The 22,033-nt window shown below is 64.4% G+C and carries 19 protein-coding genes and 1 riboswitch; of the genes, 10 read left to right on the top strand and 9 right to left on the bottom strand.

The window, feature by feature from the left end:
• Positions 1–121 precede the first annotated feature (121 nt).
• From ACEQZD_RS07465 to ACEQZD_RS07440, 6 genes are all read right to left on the bottom strand, one after another.
• The gene (locus tag ACEQZD_RS07465) at positions 122–1,006 is read right to left on the bottom strand and encodes an alpha/beta hydrolase fold domain-containing protein (protein WP_370184749.1); all 885 of its coding nucleotides are present in this window, start codon (positions 1,004–1,006) and stop codon (positions 122–124) included.
• A gap of 231 nt (positions 1,007–1,237) precedes the next feature.
• Complete coding sequence (locus tag ACEQZD_RS07460; protein WP_370184747.1) at positions 1,238–2,185, bottom strand: DegV family protein; 948 nt, start codon at positions 2,183–2,185, stop codon at positions 1,238–1,240.
• 92 nt (positions 2,186–2,277) lie between these two features.
• Entirely contained in the window at positions 2,278–3,108 is an 831-nt protein-coding gene (gene metF / locus ACEQZD_RS07455; protein ID WP_214012660.1) for a methylenetetrahydrofolate reductase [NAD(P)H], read from the bottom strand.
• A gap of 14 nt (positions 3,109–3,122) precedes the next feature.
• Positions 3,123–4,511, bottom strand: a complete 1,389-nt coding sequence (gene ahcY / locus ACEQZD_RS07450; protein ID WP_214012659.1) for an adenosylhomocysteinase — start codon at positions 4,509–4,511, stop codon at positions 3,123–3,125.
• Between the two features lie 20 nt (positions 4,512–4,531).
• A riboswitch (S-adenosyl-L-homocysteine riboswitch) is annotated at positions 4,532–4,606 on the bottom strand.
• A gap of 14 nt (positions 4,607–4,620) precedes the next feature.
• Positions 4,621–5,769 carry a methionine adenosyltransferase gene (gene metK, locus ACEQZD_RS07445; protein ID WP_335628379.1) on the bottom strand — a complete coding sequence of 383 codons (1,149 nt, stop codon included), beginning with the start codon at positions 5,767–5,769 and terminating at the stop codon, positions 4,621–4,623.
• The gene (locus ACEQZD_RS07440; RefSeq protein ID WP_370184746.1) at positions 5,762–6,808 is read right to left on the bottom strand and encodes an ArsR/SmtB family transcription factor; all 1,047 of its coding nucleotides are present in this window, start codon (positions 6,806–6,808) and stop codon (positions 5,762–5,764) included. Before ACEQZD_RS07440 ends, metK begins: the two co-directional genes overlap by 8 nt.
• Before the next feature lie 237 nt (positions 6,809–7,045).
• On the opposite strand from ACEQZD_RS07440, the gene tkt reads away from it, so the two are divergent.
• The 4 genes from tkt to fba are packed head-to-tail and all read left to right on the top strand — an operon-like array spanning position 7,046 to position 12,394.
• Positions 7,046–9,052 carry a transketolase gene (tkt, locus tag ACEQZD_RS07435; RefSeq protein WP_370184745.1) on the top strand — a complete coding sequence of 669 codons (2,007 nt, stop codon included), beginning with the start codon at positions 7,046–7,048 and terminating at the stop codon, positions 9,050–9,052.
• Positions 9,053–9,086: 34 nt separating this feature from the next.
• Complete coding sequence (locus tag ACEQZD_RS07430; protein ID WP_335628382.1) at positions 9,087–10,100, top strand: type I glyceraldehyde-3-phosphate dehydrogenase; 1,014 nt, start codon at positions 9,087–9,089, stop codon at positions 10,098–10,100.
• 22 nt (positions 10,101–10,122) lie between these two features.
• Entirely contained in the window at positions 10,123–11,286 is a 1,164-nt protein-coding gene (locus ACEQZD_RS07425; protein WP_335628383.1) for a phosphoglycerate kinase, read from the top strand.
• Between the two features lie 43 nt (positions 11,287–11,329).
• The gene (fba, locus tag ACEQZD_RS07420) at positions 11,330–12,394 is read left to right on the top strand and encodes a class II fructose-bisphosphate aldolase (RefSeq protein ID WP_214012653.1); all 1,065 of its coding nucleotides are present in this window, start codon (positions 11,330–11,332) and stop codon (positions 12,392–12,394) included.
• Between the two features lie 18 nt (positions 12,395–12,412).
• Here fba and ACEQZD_RS07415 read toward each other — a convergent pair whose 3' ends face one another.
• Entirely contained in the window at positions 12,413–13,024 is a 612-nt protein-coding gene (locus ACEQZD_RS07415; protein WP_370184744.1) for a flavin reductase family protein, read from the bottom strand.
• A gap of 181 nt (positions 13,025–13,205) precedes the next feature.
• Here ACEQZD_RS07415 and ACEQZD_RS07410 point away from each other — a divergent pair, with 181 nt between their 5' ends.
• The 6 genes from ACEQZD_RS07410 to ACEQZD_RS07385 all read left to right on the top strand — a co-directional run bounded on the left by ACEQZD_RS07410 (position 13,206) and on the right by ACEQZD_RS07385 (position 17,220).
• Positions 13,206–13,820, top strand: a complete 615-nt coding sequence (locus tag ACEQZD_RS07410; protein WP_194856118.1) for a TetR/AcrR family transcriptional regulator — start codon at positions 13,206–13,208, stop codon at positions 13,818–13,820.
• A gap of 176 nt (positions 13,821–13,996) precedes the next feature.
• Positions 13,997–14,365 carry a hypothetical protein gene (locus tag ACEQZD_RS07405; protein ID WP_335628386.1) on the top strand — a complete coding sequence of 123 codons (369 nt, stop codon included), beginning with the start codon at positions 13,997–13,999 and terminating at the stop codon, positions 14,363–14,365.
• A 209-nt stretch (positions 14,366–14,574) separates the two neighbouring features.
• Complete coding sequence (locus ACEQZD_RS07400; protein ID WP_370184743.1) at positions 14,575–15,531, top strand: alpha/beta hydrolase; 957 nt, start codon at positions 14,575–14,577, stop codon at positions 15,529–15,531.
• Between the two features lie 16 nt (positions 15,532–15,547).
• Complete coding sequence (locus ACEQZD_RS07395; RefSeq protein WP_214012649.1) at positions 15,548–15,823, top strand: hypothetical protein; 276 nt, start codon at positions 15,548–15,550, stop codon at positions 15,821–15,823.
• A 149-nt stretch (positions 15,824–15,972) separates the two neighbouring features.
• Positions 15,973–16,371, top strand: coding sequence for a hypothetical protein (locus tag ACEQZD_RS07390; RefSeq protein ID WP_335628388.1), 399 nt, complete (start codon positions 15,973–15,975; stop codon positions 16,369–16,371).
• Positions 16,372–16,674: 303 nt separating this feature from the next.
• Positions 16,675–17,220, top strand: a complete 546-nt coding sequence (locus ACEQZD_RS07385) for a hypothetical protein (RefSeq protein ID WP_335628389.1) — start codon at positions 16,675–16,677, stop codon at positions 17,218–17,220.
• Positions 17,221–17,304: 84 nt separating this feature from the next.
• Here the strand turns inward: ACEQZD_RS07385 and ACEQZD_RS07380 are convergent, their stop codons facing one another.
• Both ACEQZD_RS07380 and ACEQZD_RS07375 read right to left on the bottom strand, forming a co-directional pair.
• Positions 17,305–20,589, bottom strand: coding sequence for an Ig-like domain-containing protein (locus tag ACEQZD_RS07380; protein ID WP_214012646.1), 3,285 nt, complete (start codon positions 20,587–20,589; stop codon positions 17,305–17,307).
• 10 nt (positions 20,590–20,599) lie between these two features.
• A complete protein-coding gene (locus ACEQZD_RS07375; RefSeq protein WP_214012645.1) occupies positions 20,600–21,913 on the bottom strand; it encodes an outer membrane protein transport protein in 1,314 nt (437 codons plus the stop codon).
• Positions 21,914–22,033 lie beyond the last annotated feature (120 nt).

Raw genomic sequence — 22,033 nt, 5'->3', positions numbered from 1 at the left:
GCGGGAAACAAGCGTGCAAGCGTTCCGCCGGCCTGGCTCCCACAATGCGGGGGCGAGTTAGCGGAACGCTATCTTTTGCATATTCGGGTTGTGAGCAAGCCCCGGGTTTTCCCGGGGCTTTTTAATGGGCGGGTGGCAGGGCGCGGGCAAGAAAAGCGGCCCCGGCGTCCTCGGCGGCGCCGCCGAACAGAAACGCCGCCACATGCCCCTTGCCGCGCAACAGCAGCAGCTCGTTGTCGACGCCGTTGGCGTTGAGCGCGCTGCGGTAGTCCTCCGCGTGATCCACCGGCACCACCGAATCCAGGGTGCCGTGGTAGAGCAGATGCGGCGGCGTGTCGGCGCCCACATGGGTGACCGGCGAGGCGGCCGCGTAGGTGGCGGCGTTGCTCTCCTGCGGGCCGCCCAGGAACTGCGGTACCAGGGTGCCGCCCTCGAACTTGCGCAGATCCGTGGGTGTACCGCCGGCCACCACCGCCCGCGGCCGGGTGACCGGGCCGCCGTAGGGCGTGTTCAGCGGGCTGTCCGTATCCGCCGCCACGGTGGCCAGCAGCGTCACCAGGTGGGCGCCGGACGAATAGCCCCAGGCGCCCACCCGGGACCGGTCGATGCCGTAATCGTCCGCGTGCACATGCAGCCAGCGCATCGCCATCTGCAGGTCGTGGAGCTGCGCCGGGAAGGTGTACTCCGGGGCGAAGCGGTACTCGATGTTCACCGCCACGAAGCCCTGCTCGGCCAGTTGCCTGGCAAGCCCCGCCGTGTCCTCCGGCGAGCGCCGTTCCCAGCCGCCGCCATGCACCACCAGCACCGTCGGATACCGGCCGGGCGGCTCCGGGCGGTAGATGTCCGCATGCAGCGTTTGCGGCCAGTCGTCGGGGGTGTAAACCCGATCCTCGATCACCGTGACGTCGAAATCGGGCAGCGCCGGCGGCTCGCCCTCCGGCGCGCCCAGATGGCGCACACAGCCGGTGACCGCCAGCGTGCAAAGAAACAGCAGGGCTAATCTCATTAAAGGCTCCGCGGATAATTAAGAAACGCTACGCTAAACACGAATCAATCAACGGCGGGTGAGGGCGGCAGGTCTTGTGGGCTTGTGGGAGCTTGCCTTGCAAGCGAAAGGCCGGCAAAGCCGGCCGGCAGGATTCCAGAGGCGCTGATGGTACTGCCGTTAGAAAGGCCTCTGGGATCCTGCCGGGAGCTTCGCTCCCTTTCGCGGGCAGGGCCCGCTCCTACAACCGGGTCAATCGGCGGTGAAGGCGGGGTCGTCGACGATCATGCCGATGCTGAGCGCGCCCGGGCCGATGTTCACCGCCCCGGTGAGGCCCATGCTGCTGGTCAGCAGCTCCACCTTGTGGCGCTTGGCGGCCTCGGCCAGGCGGTCGAAGCCGGGCATCTGGCGGATGCGGCTTTCGTCGCCGGCGTAGCTCACGCACACCACCGGCGCCATCAGGCCGCGCTCGATGCAGCGGGCGCCGTGCCGGAACATGGCCTCCACGCCGGCGTCGAAGCCGCGCATCTTGGCCACCGGGAAGGTTTCGTCCTGGCGGGCGCAGAGCACCGGTTTGATGTCCAGGGCATTGCCGAGAATCGCGCCGGCCCAGCTGACGCTCTTGTCGCCGCGTTTCTTGGCGCGCTTGTGCAGGTAGTAGATGTCCGGCACCACCGCGTAGCCGGTGGCCTTGGAGGCCAGCACTTCCACGCTCTGCCGGATTTCGGTGATCTTCATGCCGCTTTTGATCAGCCGCATGGTCTCCGCCGCCAGGGCGCCCTGGCCGGCAAACAGGGTCTGGCTGTCGGTGACGCGCAGGGCGAAGGGGCCTTCCACACCGGCCTGCTTCCGGATCGGCTTGTACTCACGCAGGATCGCGTGGGAGGCCTCGGTGGCGTTGGTGAAAATCGGGCTGCGGCTTTTCGGCACCGTCTGCACCAGGGCGTAGTCGAAATCCACCACCACCTTATCCAGGAACAGCGCCTTGATCTGCTCCATGGTGAACGGGATCGATTCCGCGCCATGGGCTTTCTCGGACGCCTCGGTGGCGTAAAACTGACGGGTGCGTTCCGGATCCCGTTCATCAACGATGATCTGATCCCCGAGCCGGATGGAAACCGGGAGGATCAGAATGCCGTGTTCATCGATAAAGGATTTGGGAAGATCGCAGCCGGAATCAACGACCAGACCGATTCTCATAATTATTTGCCCCTATCTTTAAACGCAGTCTAGCGTAAAAAGTGTGACCTGCAACACTCCTTGATCCAGACCTTCGGCTTAAAGCTTGACGCTTAAAGCCCCAGGTTATCCAGCACGCGCAGAATCGGGCCGGACTGGTTCATGGTGTAGAAATGCAGGCCCGGGGCGCCCATCGCCAGCAGACGCTCGCAGAGACGGGTCACCACTTCCTCGCCGAACGCTTTCACCGCCTGCTCGTCGTCGCGGATGTCGTCCAGGCGGCTGCGCAGCCAGCGCGGGATATCGGCGCCGCAGTTATCGGAAAAGCGGAACAGATTGGCCACGTTGAGAATCGGCATCACGCCCGGGTAGACCGGCGCATCGCAACCGCGCCGGCGCAGCTCGTCCATGTAGTAACCGTAGGCGTCGGCGTTGTAGAAGTACTGGGTAATGCCGCTGTCGGCCCCGGCGCTGATTTTGCGCTGAAAGTGCGCGATATCGTCGTCGAAGCTGCGTGACTGCGGGTGATTCTCCGGGTAGGCGGCCACTTCCAGATGGAAATGATCGCCGGTTTCCTGGCGGATCAGGGCGACCAGATCATCGGCGTACTTCACTTCGCTCTGCGCGTAGCCCATGCCGGAGGGCAGGTCGCCGCGCAGCGCCACGATGCGGCGCACGCCGCTTTCCTTGTAGCCGTTGACCAGCTCCATGATCTCGTCACGGCTCTGGCCGATGCAGCTCAGGTGCGGCGCGGTGTCGGCGTGCTGCTCGCGCAGCAGGTCGACCATCTGCCGGGTGTTGTCCCGGGTGGAACCGCCGGCGCCGAAGGTGCAGGAAAAGAATTCCGGCTTCTTGGCCAGCAGGTTTTTCTGGGTGTTCAGAAGTTTTTCCCGCCCTTTTTCCGTCTTGGGCGGGAAAAACTCAAAGCTGATGCGTTTGGACATGATTCAAAAACGCCTTAGTACTTGTAGTGGTCCGGCTTGAAGGGGCCGTTGACGTCCACGCCGATATAGCCGGCCTGCTTGTCGGTGAGTTGGGTGACCACACCGCCGAAGCCCTGCACCATGTAGCGGGCCACTTCCTCGTCCAGGTGCTTGGGCAGCACCTCCACCTTGAGCATCTTTTCTTTCACCGTGTCGGAGTGACCGGCGTAGCCCTGGTCGAACAGGTACATCTGCGCCAGCACCTGGTTGGCGAAGGAGCCGTCCATGATGCGGCTGGGGTGGCCGGTGGCGTTGCCCAGGTTGACCAGGCGGCCTTCGGAGAGCAGCAGCAGGAAGTCCTGGTTTTTCTTGTCGCGCCAGACTTTGTGCACCTGGGGCTTCACTTCTTCCCATTCCCAGGTCTTGCGCATGAAGGCGGTGTCCACTTCGTTGTCGAAGTGGCCGATGTTGCAGACCACCGCGCCTTTCTTCAGCGCCTTGAGCATGTTGGCGTCGCACACGTCGTAGTTGCCGGTGGTGGTGACCAGCATATCGGTGGTGCCCAGCAGCTCTTTGTTGATGGAGGCTTCGGTGCCGTCGTTGACGCCGTCTTTGTAGGCGCTGACCACTTCAAAGCCGTCCATGCAGGCCTGCATGGCGCAGATCGGATCGATCTCGGTGATCTTCACGATCATGCCTTCCTGGCGCAGGGACTGGGCCGAGCCCTTGCCCACGTCGCCGTAGCCCACCACCAGCGCTTTCTTGCCGGACAGCAGATGGTCGGTGGCGCGCTTGATGGCGTCGTTGAGCGAGTGACGGCAACCGTACTTGTTGTCGTTCTTGCTCTTGGTGACCGAGTCGTTCACGTTCACCGCCGGCACTTTCAAGGTGCCCTGCTTGAGCATCTCGTAGAGGCGGTGCACGCCGGTGGTGGTCTCTTCGGTGATGCCGTGGATCTTGTCCAGCATCTGCGGGTAGGTCTCGTGGATGTAGCCGGTCAGGTCGCCGCCGTCATCCAGGATCATGTTGGCGTCCCAAAGGTTGCCTTCGCCGTCGCGACAGGTCTGCTCGATGCACCACATGTACTCTTCCTCGGTCTCGCCTTTCCAGGCGAATACCGGTACGCCGGCGGCGGCCATGGCGGCGGCGGCGTGGTCCTGGGTGGAGAAGATGTTGCATGAGGACCAGCGCACTTCCGCGCCCAGTGCTTTCAGCGTTTCGATCAGCACCGCGGTCTGAATCGTCATGTGGATGCAGCCGATGATGCGCGCGCCCTTAAGCGGCTGCTCGGCGCGGTATTTTTCCCGAATCGCCATCAGGGCCGGCATTTCGGTTTCGGCGATGTCGATCTCCGCGCGGCCGTACTTGGCCAGGGAAATATCAGCGACTTTGTAGTCCTGCAGCGTTTCCGCTTTTGCGTTCATGGGTCTCTCCATTCGTGGTTAGCGAATGGGCGCCGTTATCGTGTCTCACCCTGCCCCGAGCCTCGCGGTTGTCCGCTGCAGCGCCCCTCGGGGGTGTGGTGGTATGCGTTTAAAGCGCCGCTTTCAGAGCGTCCGCTTTGTCGGTTTTTTCCCAGCTGAAGCCTTCGCGGCCGAAGTGGCCGTAGCTGGCGGTGGGCCGGTAGATCGGCCGGCGCAGATCGAGCATCTCGATGATGCCGCGCGGGCGCAGGTCGAAGTGCTCGCGCACCAGCGCGGCGATGCGGTTGTCGTCCAGCTTGCCGGTGCCGAAGGTGTTCACCGAGATGGAGGTCGGCTCGGCCACGCCGATGGCGTAGCTGATCTGAATCTCGCACTTGTCGGCCAGGCCGGCGGCGACGATGTTCTTGGCCACGTAACGGCCGGCGTAGGCGGCGGAACGGTCCACCTTGGACGGGTCCTTGCCGGAGAACGCGCCGCCGCCGTGGCGGGCCATGCCGCCGTAGGTGTCGACGATGATCTTGCGCCCGGTCAGGCCGCAGTCGCCCATCGGCCCGCCGATCACGAAGTTGCCGGTGGGGTTGATGTGGTACTGGGTGTCGCCGTGCAGCCATTCGGACGGCAGCACCGGCCTAACGATCTCTTCCATCACCGCTTCACGCAGATCCGCCAGCTTGATGTCCGGGGAGTGCTGAGTGGACAGCACCACCGCGTCCACCGCCACCGGCTTGCCGTTCTCGTAGCGCAGGGTCACCTGGCTCTTGGCGTCCGGGCGCAGCCAGCCGAGCTGGCCGTTCTTGCGCAGTTCCGCCTGGCGCTCCACCAGCCGGTGGGAGAAGTAGATCGGCGCCGGCATCAGAGTGTCGGTTTCGTTGGTGGCGTAGCCGAACATCAGGCCCTGGTCGCCGGCGCCCTGTTCCTTGTCCTCGCCTTCGTCGACGCCCACGGCGATGTCCGCGGACTGCTTGCCGATGCCGTTGAGCACCGCGCAGGTGGCGCCGTCGAAGCCCACGTCGGAGCTGTCGTAGCCGATGTCCAGAATCACCTGGCGGACGATGTCTTCCAGTTCCACATAGGTGCTGGTGCGCACTTCGCCGGCAACGATGGCCATACCGGTCTTGACCATGGTCTCCACCGCCACGCGGGCGTGGGGGTCGTCGGCGATGATGGCGTCGAGGACCGCGTCCGAGATCTGGTCGGCCATTTTATCCGGATGGCCTTCGGAGACCGACTCGGAGGTAAAGATGCTGTATTCACTCATTACCGGATTGCTCCCTTTTTGATGGATGCGCGGTGACGCGCTGAAAGCTGCGCACCTGCACCTGAAAACCGTTACGCATGGCGAGAAACAGACTCTCGCGCAGTACCAGGCCGGCTCGGCCGGCCCAACTCACCAGATCGGCTTCTTCGAAACCGAGCCAGAAATCCCCGCAGGCGTCCACCGCCCAACGCTGGTTGTGGCGGCACAGATCGGTGATCACCAACACGCCGCCGTCGTTCAATTGCCGGGCCGCTGCCTCCAGGGCAGCGGAGGGCGAGGGCAGGTGGTGCAGCACCATATTGACCACCACCGCGTCGACCTTGGGTAAAAGGGCGCCGTGTTCCGGCCATTCCCCCAACACCAGCTCCACATTGTCCAGCCCCTGGCCGGCCACCCGTTCCCGGGCCCGGGCCAGCATCACCTCGGCGTTATCCAGCGCCAGCACCCGCTCGAAGCGGCTCGCCAGCGGCGCCAGGAAGCGCCCCTCGCCGGGGCCGATCTCCAGCGCGATGCCCCGCCGTTCCCCGGGCTCCCGACTGTTCGCGGCCCGGCCGAGCGCGGCCCGATCCAGCAACTCACAGGCCTGCTCCGCGTACTGGTCGTGTTCGGCGATCAGATCCTGATGCCGGGCCAGGTCGTCCGCGTGCCGGGCAAAAAACGCCCGGCTCTGGGCGGCGCGCTGCGCCTGCACGCCGGCCAGCCGTTGCCGCGTCAGCGGGTCCGCCGGCGTGGCGTCGAGCCGCTCGAACAGGGCGCTCTGCAGCGGCCCGGTGGCGGCGTCCGACGGCGGCAGACGGCGCCGGTAGAAAATCGAGTTGCCCTCGCGGCGGCGCTCCACCAGGCCGCCCTGGGCCAGCACCTTTAAATGGTGGCTCATGCCCGACTGCTTGATCGCCATGATTTCGCACAGCTCCAGCACCCCGAAGCTGTTCTGGCCCAGCACCTGCAGAACCTCCAGGCGCAGCGGATCGCCGGCCGCCTTCAGAAAGGCCGCCAGGCCGTCCAGATCCTGTTCCTGCGGTGCCGGGTGTAAAGACATGGAGGCGAGTGTAGCGAACGTTCTGGGCTGCATCAAAGTTTATTGATATAGATGGCGGGGCTACAAGCTTCAAGCCGCAAGCTACAAGCCTCGGCCTGCTTGCGGCTTGAAGCTTGAAGCTTGTAGCGGGGCAAACCCCGGAGCGCATCGCGCTCTGGGGTTTGCCCCCATCCCGGGCTTGGGCGACAATAGCGCCCCTTTTCATACCTCTGGTCAAAAATCGTTCAGGAGCCGTGCATGTCGTCAGCCCCAGCTGCCCGTGATCTCGCCAATGCTATCCGTGCCCTGAGCATGGATGCGGTACAGAAAGCCAAGTCTGGTCACCCGGGCGCCCCCATGGGCATGGCGGATATCGCCGAAGTGCTGTGGCGCGGCTTCTTGAAGCACAACCCGGCCAACCCGCACTGGGTCGACCGGGACCGGTTCGTGCTCTCCAACGGCCACGGCTCCATGCTGCTCTACAGCCTGCTGCACCTGACCGGCTACGGCGTCAGCCTGGACGACCTGAAAAACTTCCGGCAGCTCGGCAGCCCCACCGCCGGCCACCCGGAATTCGGCGACGCGCCCGGCATCGAGACCACCACCGGCCCGCTGGGCCAGGGTTTCGCCAACGCCGTGGGCATGGCCCTGGCGGAAAAGATGATGGCCGCCCAGTTCAACCGCGACGGCCACGCCATCGTCGACCACAACACCTACTGCTTCATGGGTGACGGCTGCATGATGGAAGGCATCTCCCACGAAGCCGCGTCCCTGGCCGGCACCCTGGGCCTGGGCAAGCTGGTGGCGTTCTACGACGACAACGGCATTTCCATCGACGGCGAGGTGGAAGGCTGGTTCACCGACGACACCGTGGAGCGTTTCCGCGCCTACGGCTGGCACGTGATCCCCAATGTGGACGGCCACAGTTCCCAGGAAGTGAAGCTGGCGATTGAGAACGCCCGCAAGAACACCGATCAGCCCACCCTGATCTGCTGCAAGACCATCATCGGTTTCGGCAGCCCCAACAAGCAGGGTAAGGAAGAGTCCCACGGCGCCGCCCTGGGCGACGACGAAGTGGCGCTCACCCGCGAGGCCCTGGGCTGGAAGCACGGTCCCTTCGAGATTCCCGACGAGATCCGCAACGCCTGGGACGCCCACGACGCCGGCGCCGAGAAAGAAGCCGCCTGGCAGAAGCGCTTCGACGCCTACCGCGCCGAATTCCCGGAGCTGGCCGATGAATTCCTGCGCCGCATGCGCGGTGAACTGCCGGCGGACTTCGACCAGCGCGCCGACGCCTTCATCGCCGAGTGCCAGCAGGCCAAGGAAAAAGTGGCCAGCCGCAAGGCCAGCCAGAACACCCTGGACGCGTTCGGCCCGGGCCTGCCGGAACTCACCGGCGGCTCCGCCGACCTGGGCGGCTCCAACAACACCGTCTGGAAAGGCTGCACTTCGATCAGCGCCGACGACTGCAGCGGCAACTACATCCATTACGGGGTGCGCGAGTTCGGCATGACTGCCGCCATGAACGGCATCTGCCTGCACGGCGGCCTGCGCCCCTACGGCGGCACCTTCCTGACCTTCATGGAGTACGCCCGCAACGCGGTGCGCATGGCGGCGCTGATGCACCAGCCCAACATCCTGGTCTACACCCACGACTCCATCGGTCTGGGCGAGGATGGCCCCACCCACCAGCCCATCGAGCAGATCGCCAACCTGCGCATGACGCCCAATCTGAGCACCTGGCGGCCCTGCGACACGGTGGAAACCGCGGTGGCCTGGAAGCACGCGGTGAAGCGCGACGACGGCCCCACCGCGCTGATCTTCTCGCGCCAGGGTCTGCCCTGCATGGACCGCGACGACGCGGTGCTGGCCAACGTGGCCAAAGGCGGCTATACCCTGCTGCAGACCGGCGACGGCCAGCCCCAGGCGATCATCATCGCCACCGGCTCGGAAGTGGAGCTGGCGGTGCAGGCCGCCGAGGCTCTGGGTGCCGCCGGCAACAACGTGCGCGTGGTGTCCATGCCCAGCGTCGACGCCTTCCTGTCGCAGAGCAGCGAATACCAGGAAGCGGTGCTGCCGGCGGCGGTGCGCGCCCGGGTGGCCGTGGAAGCGGGCATCACCGACTACTGGTACCGCTTCACCGGCCTGGACGGCAAAATCGTGGGCATGACCGGCTTCGGCGCCTCGGCGCCCGCCGGCGACCTCTACAAGCACTTCAACATTACCGCCGAGGCGGTGCAGGCCGCCGTGGAGAGTGTGATTTGAGACCCCAGAGTCCGGCGTCCGACGTTCGGTCCCTATGTTAAAGATCGCGATCAATGGCTATGGCCGCATCGGTCGCTCCTTCGTCCGCGCCCTGGCGGAGCGGGAAGCGGCGGGCAACGCCCTGCCCGTGCGGCTGGTGGCGATCAACGACCTGGGCCGGGCCGAGGACCTGCTCTACCTGACCCGCTACGACACCACCCACGGCCGGCTCAACGCGCCGGCGGAGCTGGTGGACGGCTGCCTGCGCATCGGCGATCAGGCGCCGCGTCTGTTCAGCGAGCCGGAGCCGGAACAGCTGCCCTGGGCGGAGCTGGGCGTGGACGTGGTGCTGGAGTGCTCCGGCGGCTTCCGCGCCCGCGATGACGCCGCCCGCCACCTGACCGCCGGCGCCGGCCGGGTGATCGTCGGCGCGGTGCCGTTCGATTACGCCGACCAGACCATCGTTTACGGCGTCAATCACGAGGATCTCAAGCCCGGCAGCCGGGTGCTGTCGGCGGCGTCCTGCACCACCCACTGCATCGCCCCGGTGCTGGCGGCCCTGCACCGGGAGTTCGGCGTGCGCCAGGCGTTGATGAAGGAAATACACGCCTACACCTCGGACCAGACCCTGCTCGATCATGTGCACCGGGACCCGCGCCGGGGCCGCGCCGGCGCCCAGAACATCATTCCCACCACCAGCAGCGCCATCAAGGCGGTACAGAACGTGCTGCCGGCCCTGGACGGCCGCATCACCGGCCACTCGATCCGCGTGCCGACGCTGAACGTGGCCATGGTGGAGCTCACCCTGCTGCTCGACCGGACCCCGGCGCCGGAAGCCCTGAACCCCTGGCTGCGGGCCCTGTCCCAGCAACAACCCGGGTTGATCGGCTACAACGACGAGCCGCTGGTGAGCGTGGATTTCAATCACCGGGCCGAATCCGCCATCGTTGACGCCACGCAGACGCGGGTGCAGGGCGAAATGGTGCAAGTGGTGGCCTGGTACGACAACGAATGGGGTTACGCCAACCGCCTGCTCGACTGGGTGGCGGCATTGGCCGGTGCCCAGTGACCATTAACGAGGTAGCAAGACGATGAACTTCAAACGCATGACCGACCTGGACCTGAAGGGTAAACGGGTGCTGATCCGCGAAGATCTCAACGTGCCGGTGAAAGACGGCAAGGTCACCAGCGACGCCCGCATCCGCGCCTCGTTGCCGACCATCCGCCACGCCGTGGACGCCGGCGCCCGCGTCATGTTGCTCTCGCACCTGGGCCGGCCCACCGAGGGCGAGTACGAAGAACAGTACTCGCTGAAGCCGGTGGCCGAGCACCTCGGCCAGTTGCTGGGGCAGGAGGTGCCGCTGGCGAAGGACTGGCTCGACGGCGTTGACCTGGAAGACGGCCGGGTGGTGCTGTGCGAGAACGTGCGCTTCAACAAGGGCGAGAAGAAAGACGACGAAGCGCTGTCCAAGCGCATGGCGGCCCTGTGCGACATCTATGTGATGGACGCCTTCGGCACCGCCCACCGGGCCCAGGCCTCCACCCACGGCGTGGCCCGCTTCGCGCCGGTGGCCTGTGCCGGGCCGCTGCTGGCCAACGAACTGGACGCCCTCGGCAAGGCGCTGCTGGACCCGGCCAAGCCGCTGGTGGCGATCGTCGGCGGCTCCAAGGTGTCCACCAAGCTGGAAGTGCTGGACGCCCTGGCCGATAAAGTGGATCAATTGATTGTCGGTGGCGGCATCGCCAATACGTTCCTGGCCGCCGCGGGTCACCCGGTGGGCAAGTCCCTGTGTGAAAAAGACCTGATTCCGGCGGCCCAAAAGCTGGCGGAAAAGGTACACATCCCGCTGCCGGTGGACGTGGTGGTGGCCAAGGCCTTCGCCGAGGACGCCGAAGCCACCACCAAGAAAGTCGACGACGTGGCCGAGGACGATCTGATTCTCGACGTCGGCCCGCAGACCGCCCATGTGTTCGCGGCGCTGATGAAAGAGGCCCGCACCATCATCTGGAACGGCCCGGTGGGCGTGTTCGAGTTCGACCAGTTCGGCGAGGGTACCCGCGAACTGGCCGAGGCGATCGCCGACAGCGAAGCGTTTTCCATCGCCGGCGGGGGCGATACCCTGGCGGCCGTGGACAAGTACGGCATCGCCGACGATATCAGCTATATTTCCACCGGTGGTGGCGCCTTCCTGGAGTTCGTGGAAGGCAAGACCCTGCCGGCGGTGGCGGTGCTGGAACAGCGCGCCCGGGATTAACACACCACGTACATTTCGCTCCGAAGACGAAAGGGAAGACATCATGGCACTGATCAGCATGCGTCAACTGCTGGACCACGCCGCCGAACACGGTTACGGCGTGCCGGCGTTCAACGTGAACAACCTGGAACAGATGCGCGCCATCATGGAGGCCGCCGACCAGACCAATTCACCGGTGATCGTGCAGGCCAGCGCCGGCGCCCGTAAGTACGCCGGCGCGCCCTTCCTGCGTCACCTTATTCTGGCCGCCACGGAAGAGTTTCCTCACATCCCGCTGGTAATGCACCAGGACCACGGCACCAGCCCCTCGGTGTGCCAGCGCTCGATTCAGCTGGGCTTCTCCTCGGTGATGATGGACGGCTCCCTGGGCGAGGACGGCAAGACCCCCACCGAGTATGAGTACAACGTGGACGTGACCCGCCGCACCGTGGACATGGCGCATGCCTGCGGCGTGTCCGTGGAAGGCGAGCTGGGCTGCCTGGGCTCGCTGGAATCCGGCCAGGCCGGTGAAGAAGACGGCATCGGCGCCTCCGGCACCCTGACCCACGACCAGATGCTTACCGACCCGGAAGAAGCGGCGGACTTCGTCAAGCGCACCAAGGTGGACGCCCTGGCCATCGCCATCGGCACCAGCCACGGCGCCTACAAGTTCACCCGTCCGCCCACCGGCGACATCCTCGCCATCGAGCAGATCAAGGCGATCCACGCGCGCATCCCGGACACCCACCTGGTGATGCACGGCTCCTCCTCGGTGCCCCAGGAGTGGCTGCAGATCATCAACGAGTACGGCGGCGAGATTCCGGAGACCTACGGCGTGCCCGTGGAAGAAATCCAGGAAGGCATCAAGCACGGCGTGCGCAAGGTGAACGTGGACACCGACCTGCGGCTGGCGTCCACCGGTGCGGTGCGTCGTTTCCTGGCCCACAACAAGGCCGAGTTCGACCCGCGCAAATTCCTCAAGGAAACCGTATCGGCCATGCGCGATATCTGCATCGCCCGCTACGAAGCCTTCGGCACCGCCGGCAACGCGGACAAGATCAAGCCGATCAGCCTGGAATCCATGTACCAGCGCTACGAAGCCGGCGAAATGGACCCGCGCATCAAGTAACCCGCCGGCACCGCGGCCTCACGGCTTGGCGTAGGGCAACCGCGCCAGCCGCGTGGCGCGGTGATACCCGTCCAGGCCGCTCACCGCCACGGTGCCCGCGGCCTCGATGTCCAGGTAGCCGTCCTCGCCCACCCAGGCGTCCTCCGCCACCAGAATCTGCTCGATACGGCCGATCACCAGCACCGTGTCGTTAACCTTGAGCGTCTGGCTGTCTTCCAGCCGCAACCCCAGCTTAATCCGCGACTCGCCCACGAAGGGCGCGGCGAAGCCGTGCCGGTATTCCGACGTCAGGCCCACCGCGTCGAACTCCGACACCGTCCGCGGGTAGCGCGCGCTGGTCTGGTGGGCGGCGGCGTGGATGCCTTCATGCACCTGGTTCAGCGTGTAGACGCCGGTCTCCAGCAGGTACTCCAGGCTGTGCCGGTCCACGGAATGGGGCCGCAGAATCATGCCGGCCAGCGCCGGATCGGCGCCCAGATGGAAGACGGAACTGATCATCGCCAGGTTTTCCTGGCCGCCGGCGGACCGGGTGCCGAGCAGATTGGCGCTCTTGAACCCGGAGAGGCTGTTCACCAGGGCGGCGCGCCGGCGCCGGGGCCAGGCCGCCAGATCGGCTTCGGTGAGTTGCATGGGGCGCTCCGTGAAGGTCGAGGTGGGCGAGGATTATCGTCGCCGGGCGTGAGGGGGCCGTGCAGAAGGGCTCCGTTATGCTATGCTTACCCAAAGTTACATATAACAATATTTATTACTTGAATATGACGTCCCGGATGACGTCGTTTGGAAAGGTGCCGACGAGCACCGGGAGAGCACCATGACGGACAACAACCCGGCCGGCCAGCGCGGCCCGGCGGAACATGAACGCCGCGACCAGATACTGGAGCTCGCCAACGAGCTGTTCAGCGCCCACGGCTACCGCAAGACCTCGGTCACCGATATCGCCAAGGCGGTGGGGGTCTCCAGCGCCTACCTGTACCGCTTCTTCGATTCCAAGCAGGCAATCGGCGAAGCGGTGTGCGCCATGACCCTGGCCAAGATCGACGTCGCCCTCAAGGAAATCGCCGAACGGGACGACAGCGCCACCCAACGCCTGCGCGATCTGCTCGATTGCCTGCTGGCAAAGGGTCTGGAGCTGTTCCTCAAGGAACGGCGGATGCACGACATCGTGGTGGTGGCGATTGAAAACCAGTGGCACCACATGAGCGTCCACGACGACATTATCTACGAAGCGATCCGCCGCATCGTCGCCGACGGCCGCGAAAGCGGCGAGTTCGAACGCAAGACGCCGCTGGATGAGGTGACCATCGCGATCCGCAAGACCGCGGCGGTGTACGGCCACCCGGTACTGCTGGAACTCAACGACCCGGACGAGCTGAAGCGCAACCTGGCGGCGGTGACCGGCCTGATCCTGCGCAGCCTGGCGCCCTGAACGGCGGCGCCGGCGACCCGGGTCGCGGCTATCGCGGCGATAGGAAAAGGTTAACAGGTTACAAGTTGACAATATCGTAACCGGTCAACATAATGGTCCCCATCAAGCGTGGGAGACCAAGCAGACACAGGGTCCCGCCACGCATTTGGAACGACCGAATGAGTGAGGAAAGGACCATGAAAAACGTAGTCATCGCATCCGCCATCGCCGCCGCCCTGAGCCTGACCGCCGCTCCGGCTTTCGCCCAGAGCCTCAGTGAGCGCCAGAACATGGACAGCTTCGAGAACATCAACGCCGCCTACCAGCAGGCGGTGGAGCAGGGTCGCCAGGCCCGTGACAGCGGCCGCGCGCCGGTGGATTACCTGGCCGCCCGCGAGAACCTGGACCAGGCCGAATTCATCGCCGCCCAGTTCCAGGACATCCAGGACCAGCGCGCCGTGGTGAAAGCCGAAGGCAACCCCCAGGGCCGCAACCAGGACTACCTGGAGCAGCGTAAGAACCTGGACAGCCTGGAAAACATCAACCGCGAGCTCAACCAGAGCTAAGCCAAACCGAACATCTGCCTTGAGCCGGCCCCGGTACCCCACCGGGGCCTTTTTTATGCCTTGTGGGAGCGGGCTGTGGGAGCGGGCCCCGCCCGCGAAAGGCCGGCAAAGCCGGCCGGCAGGATCCCAGAGACACCGTTCCCCTCCATGGCGCCGCTGCCCTTCAAGCCCTATCATCAGAGCCTCATTTTCAGCTTTGCCCAAACACCATGCCATTCCCGTTTTCCCGCGAAGAAATCACCCGCTCCTGGCGGCCGCTCAACTGGCAGGCGTTCGACCCCCTGGACGAGGTGAGCCGGCGCTACGCGGAGTATTACGGCCTGGACTTCAGCACCGAGGTGCCGGACCTGGAGCACGGCTTCGGTTACTTCGAAGCCGCCGGGCACACCATCAGCGTGCACGGCTGGCGGCCGGCGGTGGCCCGCGGCACGGTGCTGATCTGCCACGGGTATTTCGACCATGTGGGGCTGTACCGGCATCTGATCGCCCATGTGCTGGAACTGGGCTACGCGGTGCTCGCCTACGACCTGCCCGGCCACGGGCTGAGTTCAGGTCCGCGCGCGGCGATCCAGGACTTCCGTATTTACCGGGAGGTGCTGGAGCAGTGCCTGGAGCAGGCCGGCAACGACTTCCCCCGGCCCTGGCATGTGATCGCGCAGAGCACCGGCGGCGCCATCGTCATGGACTACCTGCTGCACCACGGTTTCGACGCGGACGACAGTCCCTTTGAGCAGATTATTCTGCTGGCGCCGCTGGTGCGGCCCTTCAAATGGAGCACCGCGCGCTGGCTGCACACTCTGGTGCGCCCGTTCGCGAAGTCCATCAAACGGGTGTTCACGGTGAATTCCGGCGACGCGGATTTTCTCGACTTTCTGGAAAACAAGGACCCGCTGCAGTACCACCGGTTACCGGCCGGCTGGGTGACCGCGTTGAAAAAATGGATCCCCGGTTTTGAAGCGGCCGACCGGGTGAAAATATCCCCGGTGGTGATTCAGGGCGATCTGGACGAAACCGTGGACTGGCGTCACAACCTGGGCGTGATTCGTGACAAGTTTCGGGAGCCGGACGTGCACATGCTCACCGGCGCCCGTCACCACCTCGCCAATGAACACGCGGAATACCGCGAAAAAATACTGCGGATCATTGATCGTTATTTAGCGGAATAAGTTAACGGAGACGCCGATGAACGGTTTGAGACGATATCTCGCCGCCCTGCTCGGGCTGGTCGCCCTGGGCGCCCCGGTCGCCGGCCCGGCGGACGATCTGGACCAGCGTCTTCAGGAGCGCCGCGACGCGGGCCGCGAAGACGTCGACCGCCGCTCCCGCCAGCTGGACACCCGGACCCGGGAAAACCGCCGCGCCGTACAGGAGCGGTTGGAGCGCCGCGACATCGAGGCCCGGCAACGCCACGAAGCGGTCAAGGAAAAGGCCCGCCAGCCCTGGGGCTACGACCCCTGATCGGGGGGTTATAAATAAAATTGTTTTAAATGCCTCCCAGAGTTACTTTTCTTCACTTGAATATCCCCCTGTTTGCCCCATTTTAGGGCTATCGAATTTATGTTTTTACCGGTCGCGAGACCATCTGTCGTGAGACAAGGAGAAAAGTAATGAAAACCACCATGAAGGGTACCATCAAGAAATCCGCACTGCTGACCTGCACCGTGGCGCTTGCCGGCATGCTGGCCGCACCCGCCGCCCTGGCGGAATCCACCAGCGAGCAGATCGACCGCGAGTACAAGAAGGCGATGCAGGACGAGGCCATGGGTGACCGCAATAAGGACGGTTCACCTAACCCGGATTATTCCGAAGAGCGCAAGAACATGGATGATCCGGATCGCGTCAACAAGCAGTACGAAAAAGCCATGCAGGAAAAACGCAACGCCGAAGGTAAGGCCGACAGCATGAAGGAAGATGGCGGCGATTACCTGGAAAAGCGTAAGCACATGGACGATCCGGATAACGTCCAGAAAGAGTACGACAAGGCTACCCAGAAGAAGCAGCAGTAAGGACCCCCGGGCGGCGATAAGCGCCGCGGACGGGCAACCAGAACGGGCCGCGATGCGGCCCGTTTCTGTATAAAAAACCCCTTGAATCGTCGGTGATTCCGGCGATGGGCGGAAGCAGCTCCCACTTTTACGTTCTCGCGCTTTTTCCTTTCAGAACAAAACGCATTTCAATGCTAGTGTGCGCTCCTTCGTGCGGACCGTCCGTACGAATGTAGATACATACTTGACTTATAATCGTGAAAAAAGGAGCGGTTTATGAAAAGGATACTTTTAGCGGTATCGCCCCTGGTGCTGGTGCTTTCCATGCCCGCGTTCGCGGCGGACGCTACCCTGGGCGTTAACGCCGAGGCGGGCGCCGGAGTGGACACCAGTGATGCCCAGAAGCGTCTTGAGGAACAACGGGACGGCATGAAGAAGGACGCGGAAGCCCGCGCGGAGCAGGCTCGCGAGAAAGCCGCGGCGCAGCGCGATAAAGCCGAGGCGCAGCGCGAGAAAGCGGAGGCCAAGCGTGAAAAAGCCAAGGAACGGGCCGAAGCGCAACGCGAGAAGGCCGAAGAGCGCGCCGAAGCGGAGCGGGACAAAGCCGAAGCCAAACGCGAAGAAATGAAAGAACGCGCTGAAACTCAGCGTGAAGAGGCTGAAGCACGCGCCGAGGCTGCCAGGGAAGAAGCCCGCGAGCGTCAGGAGGCGATGCAAGAGCAGGCCGAATCAAACCGCGACGCGGCGGCCAACGCCAGAGTCAGCGGTGAAGTGAAGGCCAGTGAGCGGGGCATTGAAGCGTCACAGAACGCTAATGCCAATGCCGATAACGGCGAAGGGAACAAGCCCTGGTACAAATTCTGGGAGTAAGCGCGGCGTCGGCGCACACCCCGGTGCGTCGATAAAAAAAGGGGCCCTGGCGGGCCCCATGACTTCACTGACCATGAAGGCAGATCAATTCTGTTGAGCGCTCTTCTTGATGGAAACACTCTGGTAGCTCAAGTTGATGCCTTGTTCTGGGATAAGAAGCCGCACCTGGCCTCCTGACAACGGTCCCAATGTAATATCAAGATTTACTTCTTTGGGCTCCCGGCTTTTCAGGCCTATGAACAACCGGCCATCAGGTAAGAAATCCATGGGGCCTTCCAGAATTATTTGCCCGATGGGCAGGCCCTTGGCGTTGTGGTCGAGGCCCAGAGGCAGCGACAGTTGCGGGGCATCGAAGAGTAAATCGAACTGAATGACAAACCTGGGTAGATCGCCCGCTTCCGGGTTGTCGCCGGGAACAATGTAGCCCACCGGTGCTTCAGTCCGCTCATTGTTGGCGTCGGGCTCGTAACGCACTCGCATGATATTGGGTCCGGTGGCGGTTTCGATCGGGATCAGACCGATATCCTGTGTTGGACCTAGAACGGTGTCCAGCACGCCGCCTATCAGCGGGATGTCGCCCAGGCCTTCCAGCACCGTATCCAGGGCATCGCCCAGGACGGGCAGGGTGGCCAGGGTGGTTTCGCCGTCCGCCGCGTTCAGGTCCACGCCGATCACCGCGGTGGCGTCCAGGTTGGTCAGACCCAAGGTGGTGGGCAGGATTCGGACCGCCACTCCGCCCCGGTCGGAGTCGACGTAATCCGGCAGCTCTTCCGCTTCGACGAAACCGAGAATCTCGGTGTTCAAGGCGCCGGCGGCATACAGTAGACGGCGGGCGTCGCACTGCTCGAAGTCATCCTCGGAGTAAGGTGGTGCGCCTTCGAAGCCGCAACCGGTGTTGGCCGCCGTCACCAGGCCGCCGCCGGTATTTTCGTCCCCGGCGCCGCCCTGGTTGGGCAGAATGCGGGTAGCGTTGGGTGGTACCGGCAGGCTGTCGTCGGTAACCGGCGATTCGCCGTCGTCGATGGCGAAGTTGTAATTCACGTCCACGCTGGGCAGGTTGTTCAGCTCCTGGAACACACTGTCGGTGGCGGCCGCGCCACGGAACACGATGTCCATGTTCGGGCCGCCCTGGTCGCGCTCGTTGCCAAGCAGCAGCGCGGTCTGCAGCGGGAGTTGGTCCTCGGAGCAGATGGCGCTGGCGCAGCCGCTGGTTTCCGAGGCCAGGGTGTAGCGGTACAGGGTGCCCGCTTCCCAGGGCTGATCCGGGGTGAAAGTCAGGTGCCGCACACCCACGTCAAGGTTGCCTTCCACGGCGCCAGCGTCCACTTCCTCGACGATAAAGGTGCGGCCCAGTTCGATGGACGCCGGATCCATGTTCTGGGAGAAGCGCACGCGGATGGCGCGGTTGGCGGGCATGTCGGTAATCGGCATGCGGTCCACTTCCACCTGCTCGCTTTCCGGGCTGGAGGACACGCACACCCCCTGGCTACCCATGCCGCCGAAGGCGTTGAGATCCAGCTCGTCGCTGGTGGCGCAGGGGAAACCGGGGTAGACGGTGGTGGCGAACGGCCCGCGTTGCACGTCCTCGCCTTCCACGTAGGTGGGCAGGGTGAAGGTCAGTTGATTGGTGCCGTCGAGCGGGTTCAGGTTCATCAGCGAGTTGCCGCTCAGGTCGGTGATGTCCGGGGTGGTCTCGACCACGTACTCCACACCGTAATCCACCGGGTTGTCCGGGGTGATCACCAGCGCGTTGCCGTCCAGCTTCCAGGAGAACGGCTCGTCCATGCCGCCCTTGGTGAGGCGCAGGCTGACACCCTCGACGATGCTGTTCGGGTCCAGCGCTTCGGTGAACAGCAGTACGATGGGCTCGCCGGGGACCATGCGGTCGGCGAACTCGCCGGGCTGCCAGGACAGCTGCCGGCTGCCGTCGTCCTGGGTCAGCGCCTGCAGCATCGGGCGGGTTTGATCGTTAAGCGGGTCCGGGGCGGTGGTCTGGTCGCGGTAGGACTCCATGCGGAAGCTGAGCAGACCGTAGTTGTCCTCCACGCCGAGCACGCGCGGCTCCACCACGCTGATGGCGTCGGCGCGCAGCACGCCGTCACGCACGATGGCGCGGCCCACCAGTTCCACATGCAGCAGGTTCTGGGTGAAGGCGCCGTTGGCCCGGGCATCGTCGGTGGTGGTGGACAGATCCAGGAACAGACGCAGGTTCTTGGCCGCGTTCGGGGAAGCCGAGGTGGGGTTGGGGAACAGGTAACCGGTGGCGTCGGCGACCATTTCCACGGTTACGTCGCCGGAGTTAAAGCCCACCGGCACCTGGCCGCCGACGAGGACTTCCAGGGCGTCGCCCACCAGCCGGGAGCCCCGTGCCACGCGCAGCGGCGTCACATCCGGGAACGCCGGCGGGAACGCCAGCTCGCCGAACACATTGCCGGTTTGCTTGGAAACGGTCTGATCTTCCAGCAGGGTGCCGATCACCGGGACACAGTTGATCGGTTCGCCGGTCAGCGGCGAGACGCGCACATTGTCGGCCAGGCAGCCCAGGTTGGGGTCCGCCGCCGGCACCTCGGTGACCAGGGTCTCCCGTTGACCGGTGGGCGAGCTGGTCTTGATCGGGGTCACGGTACGTTCGAAGGACGCGATGGGGTCGCCGAAGCGGCTCACCACGCCGTCCACGCTCAGCACGTATTCGACGCCGGGGGTCATGTCGTCCACCGGGTCCACGGTGAGGGCGTTGCCTTTGGAGAGCAGCACCGCCGGCACCAATTGACCGTCGCGGGTCAGGGACACGGTGTCGCCGTAGACCACGGTCTCTTCATCCACCGGATGGCTGGTGCGCAGGCGGAACGCGGAGAAGTCCATGGTTTTGAACTGGGTCTCGTCGTCCGGGAAGATCGACGCCACTTCAAAGTCCGGGCTTTCTTTCTGCAGGTCGGCCGGGCCTTCCAGCGCGGCGCGGGTGGTGAAGTTGAGCGCGCCGTCGGGCACCCGTACTTCCTCGCCGTTGGCATCGATGCCCTGCAGTACCACCTGGTAATCGGCGATCGGGTCCAGTTCATCCTGGGGGCGCAAGACCACGCCGCGGCCGTCATCGACCACGCTGAACTCGAACGCCACCGGGTCGCCGTCGGCGTCGGTGAACTGGAAGTTGGACGGCGCCACGTTCAGCGCCGCCCCGAAGTTGAACACCACCGGGGCGTTGGGTGCCACGTCCTGCTGGTCGTCCAGCGGGTAGGTGAAGAACAGCGCCGCCGAGCCCGATTCCGGGGCTCGCAGGTCCGGCACATTGGGGTTGTCGCCGCTGTCGTCACCGCCGCAGCCGAACAGGGTCGCCGCCGCGGTCAGTGTTATTAGAGCTTTATAGCGCATGGCGCACCTCCTAGAATTTAAGCGTCAGGGAACCGCTGAACACATGAACTTCGCCGCCCGCGGTCACGGTGGCAAAGGGGTTGGTCACGCCCGGCCGGCTGCTGGTCAGTTCGAAATCGCGGTCTTCCAGCTGCTGGAACTGGTAGCCGAAGTCGAGACGCATCGGGTAGGCCAGGATCGGCGGGTTATCGATTACCAGAGAGGAACCCAGGCCGACGATAAACTTGTCGTTATCCAGGTAGTTCACATCTTCGGTGCGGATGCTCTCCAGTGGTGATTCCTGATAGGCGACACCGCCGCGCAAGGTCATATGTTTGTTGACCTGCCATTCGGCGCCAATACGCGGCACGGTGATGTCCTTGAACTGGGCGTTGGCCTGGTCCTTTACGGTGTCGCGCTGCAACTCCTCGGTCAGGTCGGACCAGTTCTGCCGCTCCACGGTGACGCCCATGCGGAAGTTATCGCTGAAGTTGTACAGCACACCGGCGGCGAAAATGTCCGGCTGATAGGAATCAATGGCGTCGATCGCCAGCAGGATGCCCGGATCCGGCACCGTGCCGGGGATCACGATGTTGGACTCCACGGAGGTGCGGGCTTCGGTGTGGCCGCGGAACGTCAGCGCCGACTCCAGGCCGCCGATCCAGCAGTCGTCGTTGTGGCCGCAGATAATCTTGCCCCACTCCTGGGAGGTGGACAGCACCGGGCGCAATACCGGCTTCGCGGTCACGTCCAGCTCTTCGTACTGAGTTTCACCGGCCAGGTTGGAGCTGGCGTTCAGGGTGGCTTCCGAGCGCAGGGAAATATGCACCGAGGCCCCCACGTTGATGCCGTTCAGAAACTGGGTGCCGCCGCCCACGTTCAGGAACAGCGGCTGGCGGCCGTAGTTAAGGAACTGCCCTTCATCGGAGGTGCTGGAATTAAAGGCCAGCATCTCTTCACCGAACTTCTCCACCCCGGCGATGATCGCGAAATACAGCGGGTGGTTCACCTTGGTCAATTCGGACAGGTTGGTTTTCAGCGCGATCAGCTGCTGCTGGGAGCGCGTGTCGTTGACCACCGTGTCGTCGCTCTTGAGCTCCTGCTCGCCGTGCAGCAGGCCGGCGGTCAGTTCGCCGCGCGGGTCCATGGTCAGATACGCCGGGTTGTAATACAGCGCCGAAGCCTGGGCGTTGAACATGGAAAGCGCCTGGGCGGTACCGACGTCAACGGGGAAAAGACCGTAGGTATTGGCGGTATTACCCATGCCGGCAAGCGCGGGAACACTGGCGGTAAGGGCGACGGCGGCGGCAACACTCCGGGCGGACTGCTGGAGGGATCGGTACATAATAAAGACTCTCCGGATCTTGTTATTGGGCTTATTTAAGCTCTTTTATTTCACTGGACGTTTTTTCGGGTAGGAGCGCCAGCGAAAGATGACGAAAGGCGTTTTTGCGGGGGTGACCGC

The organism is Alloalcanivorax sp., assembly GCF_964221125.1.
Classification (GTDB): Bacteria; Pseudomonadota; Gammaproteobacteria; order Pseudomonadales; family Alcanivoracaceae; genus Alloalcanivorax; species Alloalcanivorax venustensis.
This window is presented reverse-complemented; position numbering and strand designations above follow the sequence as displayed.

Bases quoted from the DNA above. Each gene is read 5' to 3' on its own strand.
- ACEQZD_RS07460 (WP_370184747.1), bottom strand. From the start codon at position 2,185: ATGAGAATCGGTCTGGTCGTTGATTCCGGCTGCGATCTTCCCAAATCC.
- tkt (WP_370184745.1), top strand. From the start codon at position 7,046: ATGTCGTCAGCCCCAGCTGCCCGTGATCTCGCCAATGCTATCCGTGCC.
- ACEQZD_RS07430 (WP_335628382.1), top strand. From the start codon at position 9,087: ATGTTAAAGATCGCGATCAATGGCTATGGCCGCATCGGTCGCTCCTTC.
- ACEQZD_RS07400 (WP_370184743.1), top strand. From the start codon at position 14,575: ATGCCATTCCCGTTTTCCCGCGAAGAAATCACCCGCTCCTGGCGGCCG.
- ACEQZD_RS07440 (WP_370184746.1), bottom strand. From the start codon at position 6,808: ATGTCTTTACACCCGGCACCGCAGGAACAGGATCTGGACGGCCTGGCG.
- ACEQZD_RS07390 (WP_335628388.1), top strand. From the start codon at position 15,973: ATGAAAACCACCATGAAGGGTACCATCAAGAAATCCGCACTGCTGACC.
- ACEQZD_RS07425 (WP_335628383.1), top strand. From the start codon at position 10,123: ATGAACTTCAAACGCATGACCGACCTGGACCTGAAGGGTAAACGGGTG.
- ACEQZD_RS07465 (WP_370184749.1), bottom strand. From the start codon at position 1,006: ATGAGATTAGCCCTGCTGTTTCTTTGCACGCTGGCGGTCACCGGCTGT.
- ACEQZD_RS07410 (WP_194856118.1), top strand. From the start codon at position 13,206: ATGACGGACAACAACCCGGCCGGCCAGCGCGGCCCGGCGGAACATGAA.
- ACEQZD_RS07415 (WP_370184744.1), bottom strand. From the start codon at position 13,024: ATGCAACTCACCGAAGCCGATCTGGCGGCCTGGCCCCGGCGCCGGCGC.
- ahcY (WP_214012659.1), bottom strand. From the start codon at position 4,511: ATGAACGCAAAAGCGGAAACGCTGCAGGACTACAAAGTCGCTGATATT.
- ACEQZD_RS07375 (WP_214012645.1), bottom strand. From the start codon at position 21,913: ATGTACCGATCCCTCCAGCAGTCCGCCCGGAGTGTTGCCGCCGCCGTC.
- ACEQZD_RS07395 (WP_214012649.1), top strand. From the start codon at position 15,548: ATGAACGGTTTGAGACGATATCTCGCCGCCCTGCTCGGGCTGGTCGCC.
- ACEQZD_RS07385 (WP_335628389.1), top strand. From the start codon at position 16,675: ATGCCCGCGTTCGCGGCGGACGCTACCCTGGGCGTTAACGCCGAGGCG.
- metK (WP_335628379.1), bottom strand. From the start codon at position 5,769: ATGAGTGAATACAGCATCTTTACCTCCGAGTCGGTCTCCGAAGGCCAT.
- metF (WP_214012660.1), bottom strand. From the start codon at position 3,108: ATGTCCAAACGCATCAGCTTTGAGTTTTTCCCGCCCAAGACGGAAAAA.
- ACEQZD_RS07380 (WP_214012646.1), bottom strand. From the start codon at position 20,589: ATGCGCTATAAAGCTCTAATAACACTGACCGCGGCGGCGACCCTGTTC.
- fba (WP_214012653.1), top strand. From the start codon at position 11,330: ATGGCACTGATCAGCATGCGTCAACTGCTGGACCACGCCGCCGAACAC.
- ACEQZD_RS07405 (WP_335628386.1), top strand. From the start codon at position 13,997: ATGAAAAACGTAGTCATCGCATCCGCCATCGCCGCCGCCCTGAGCCTG.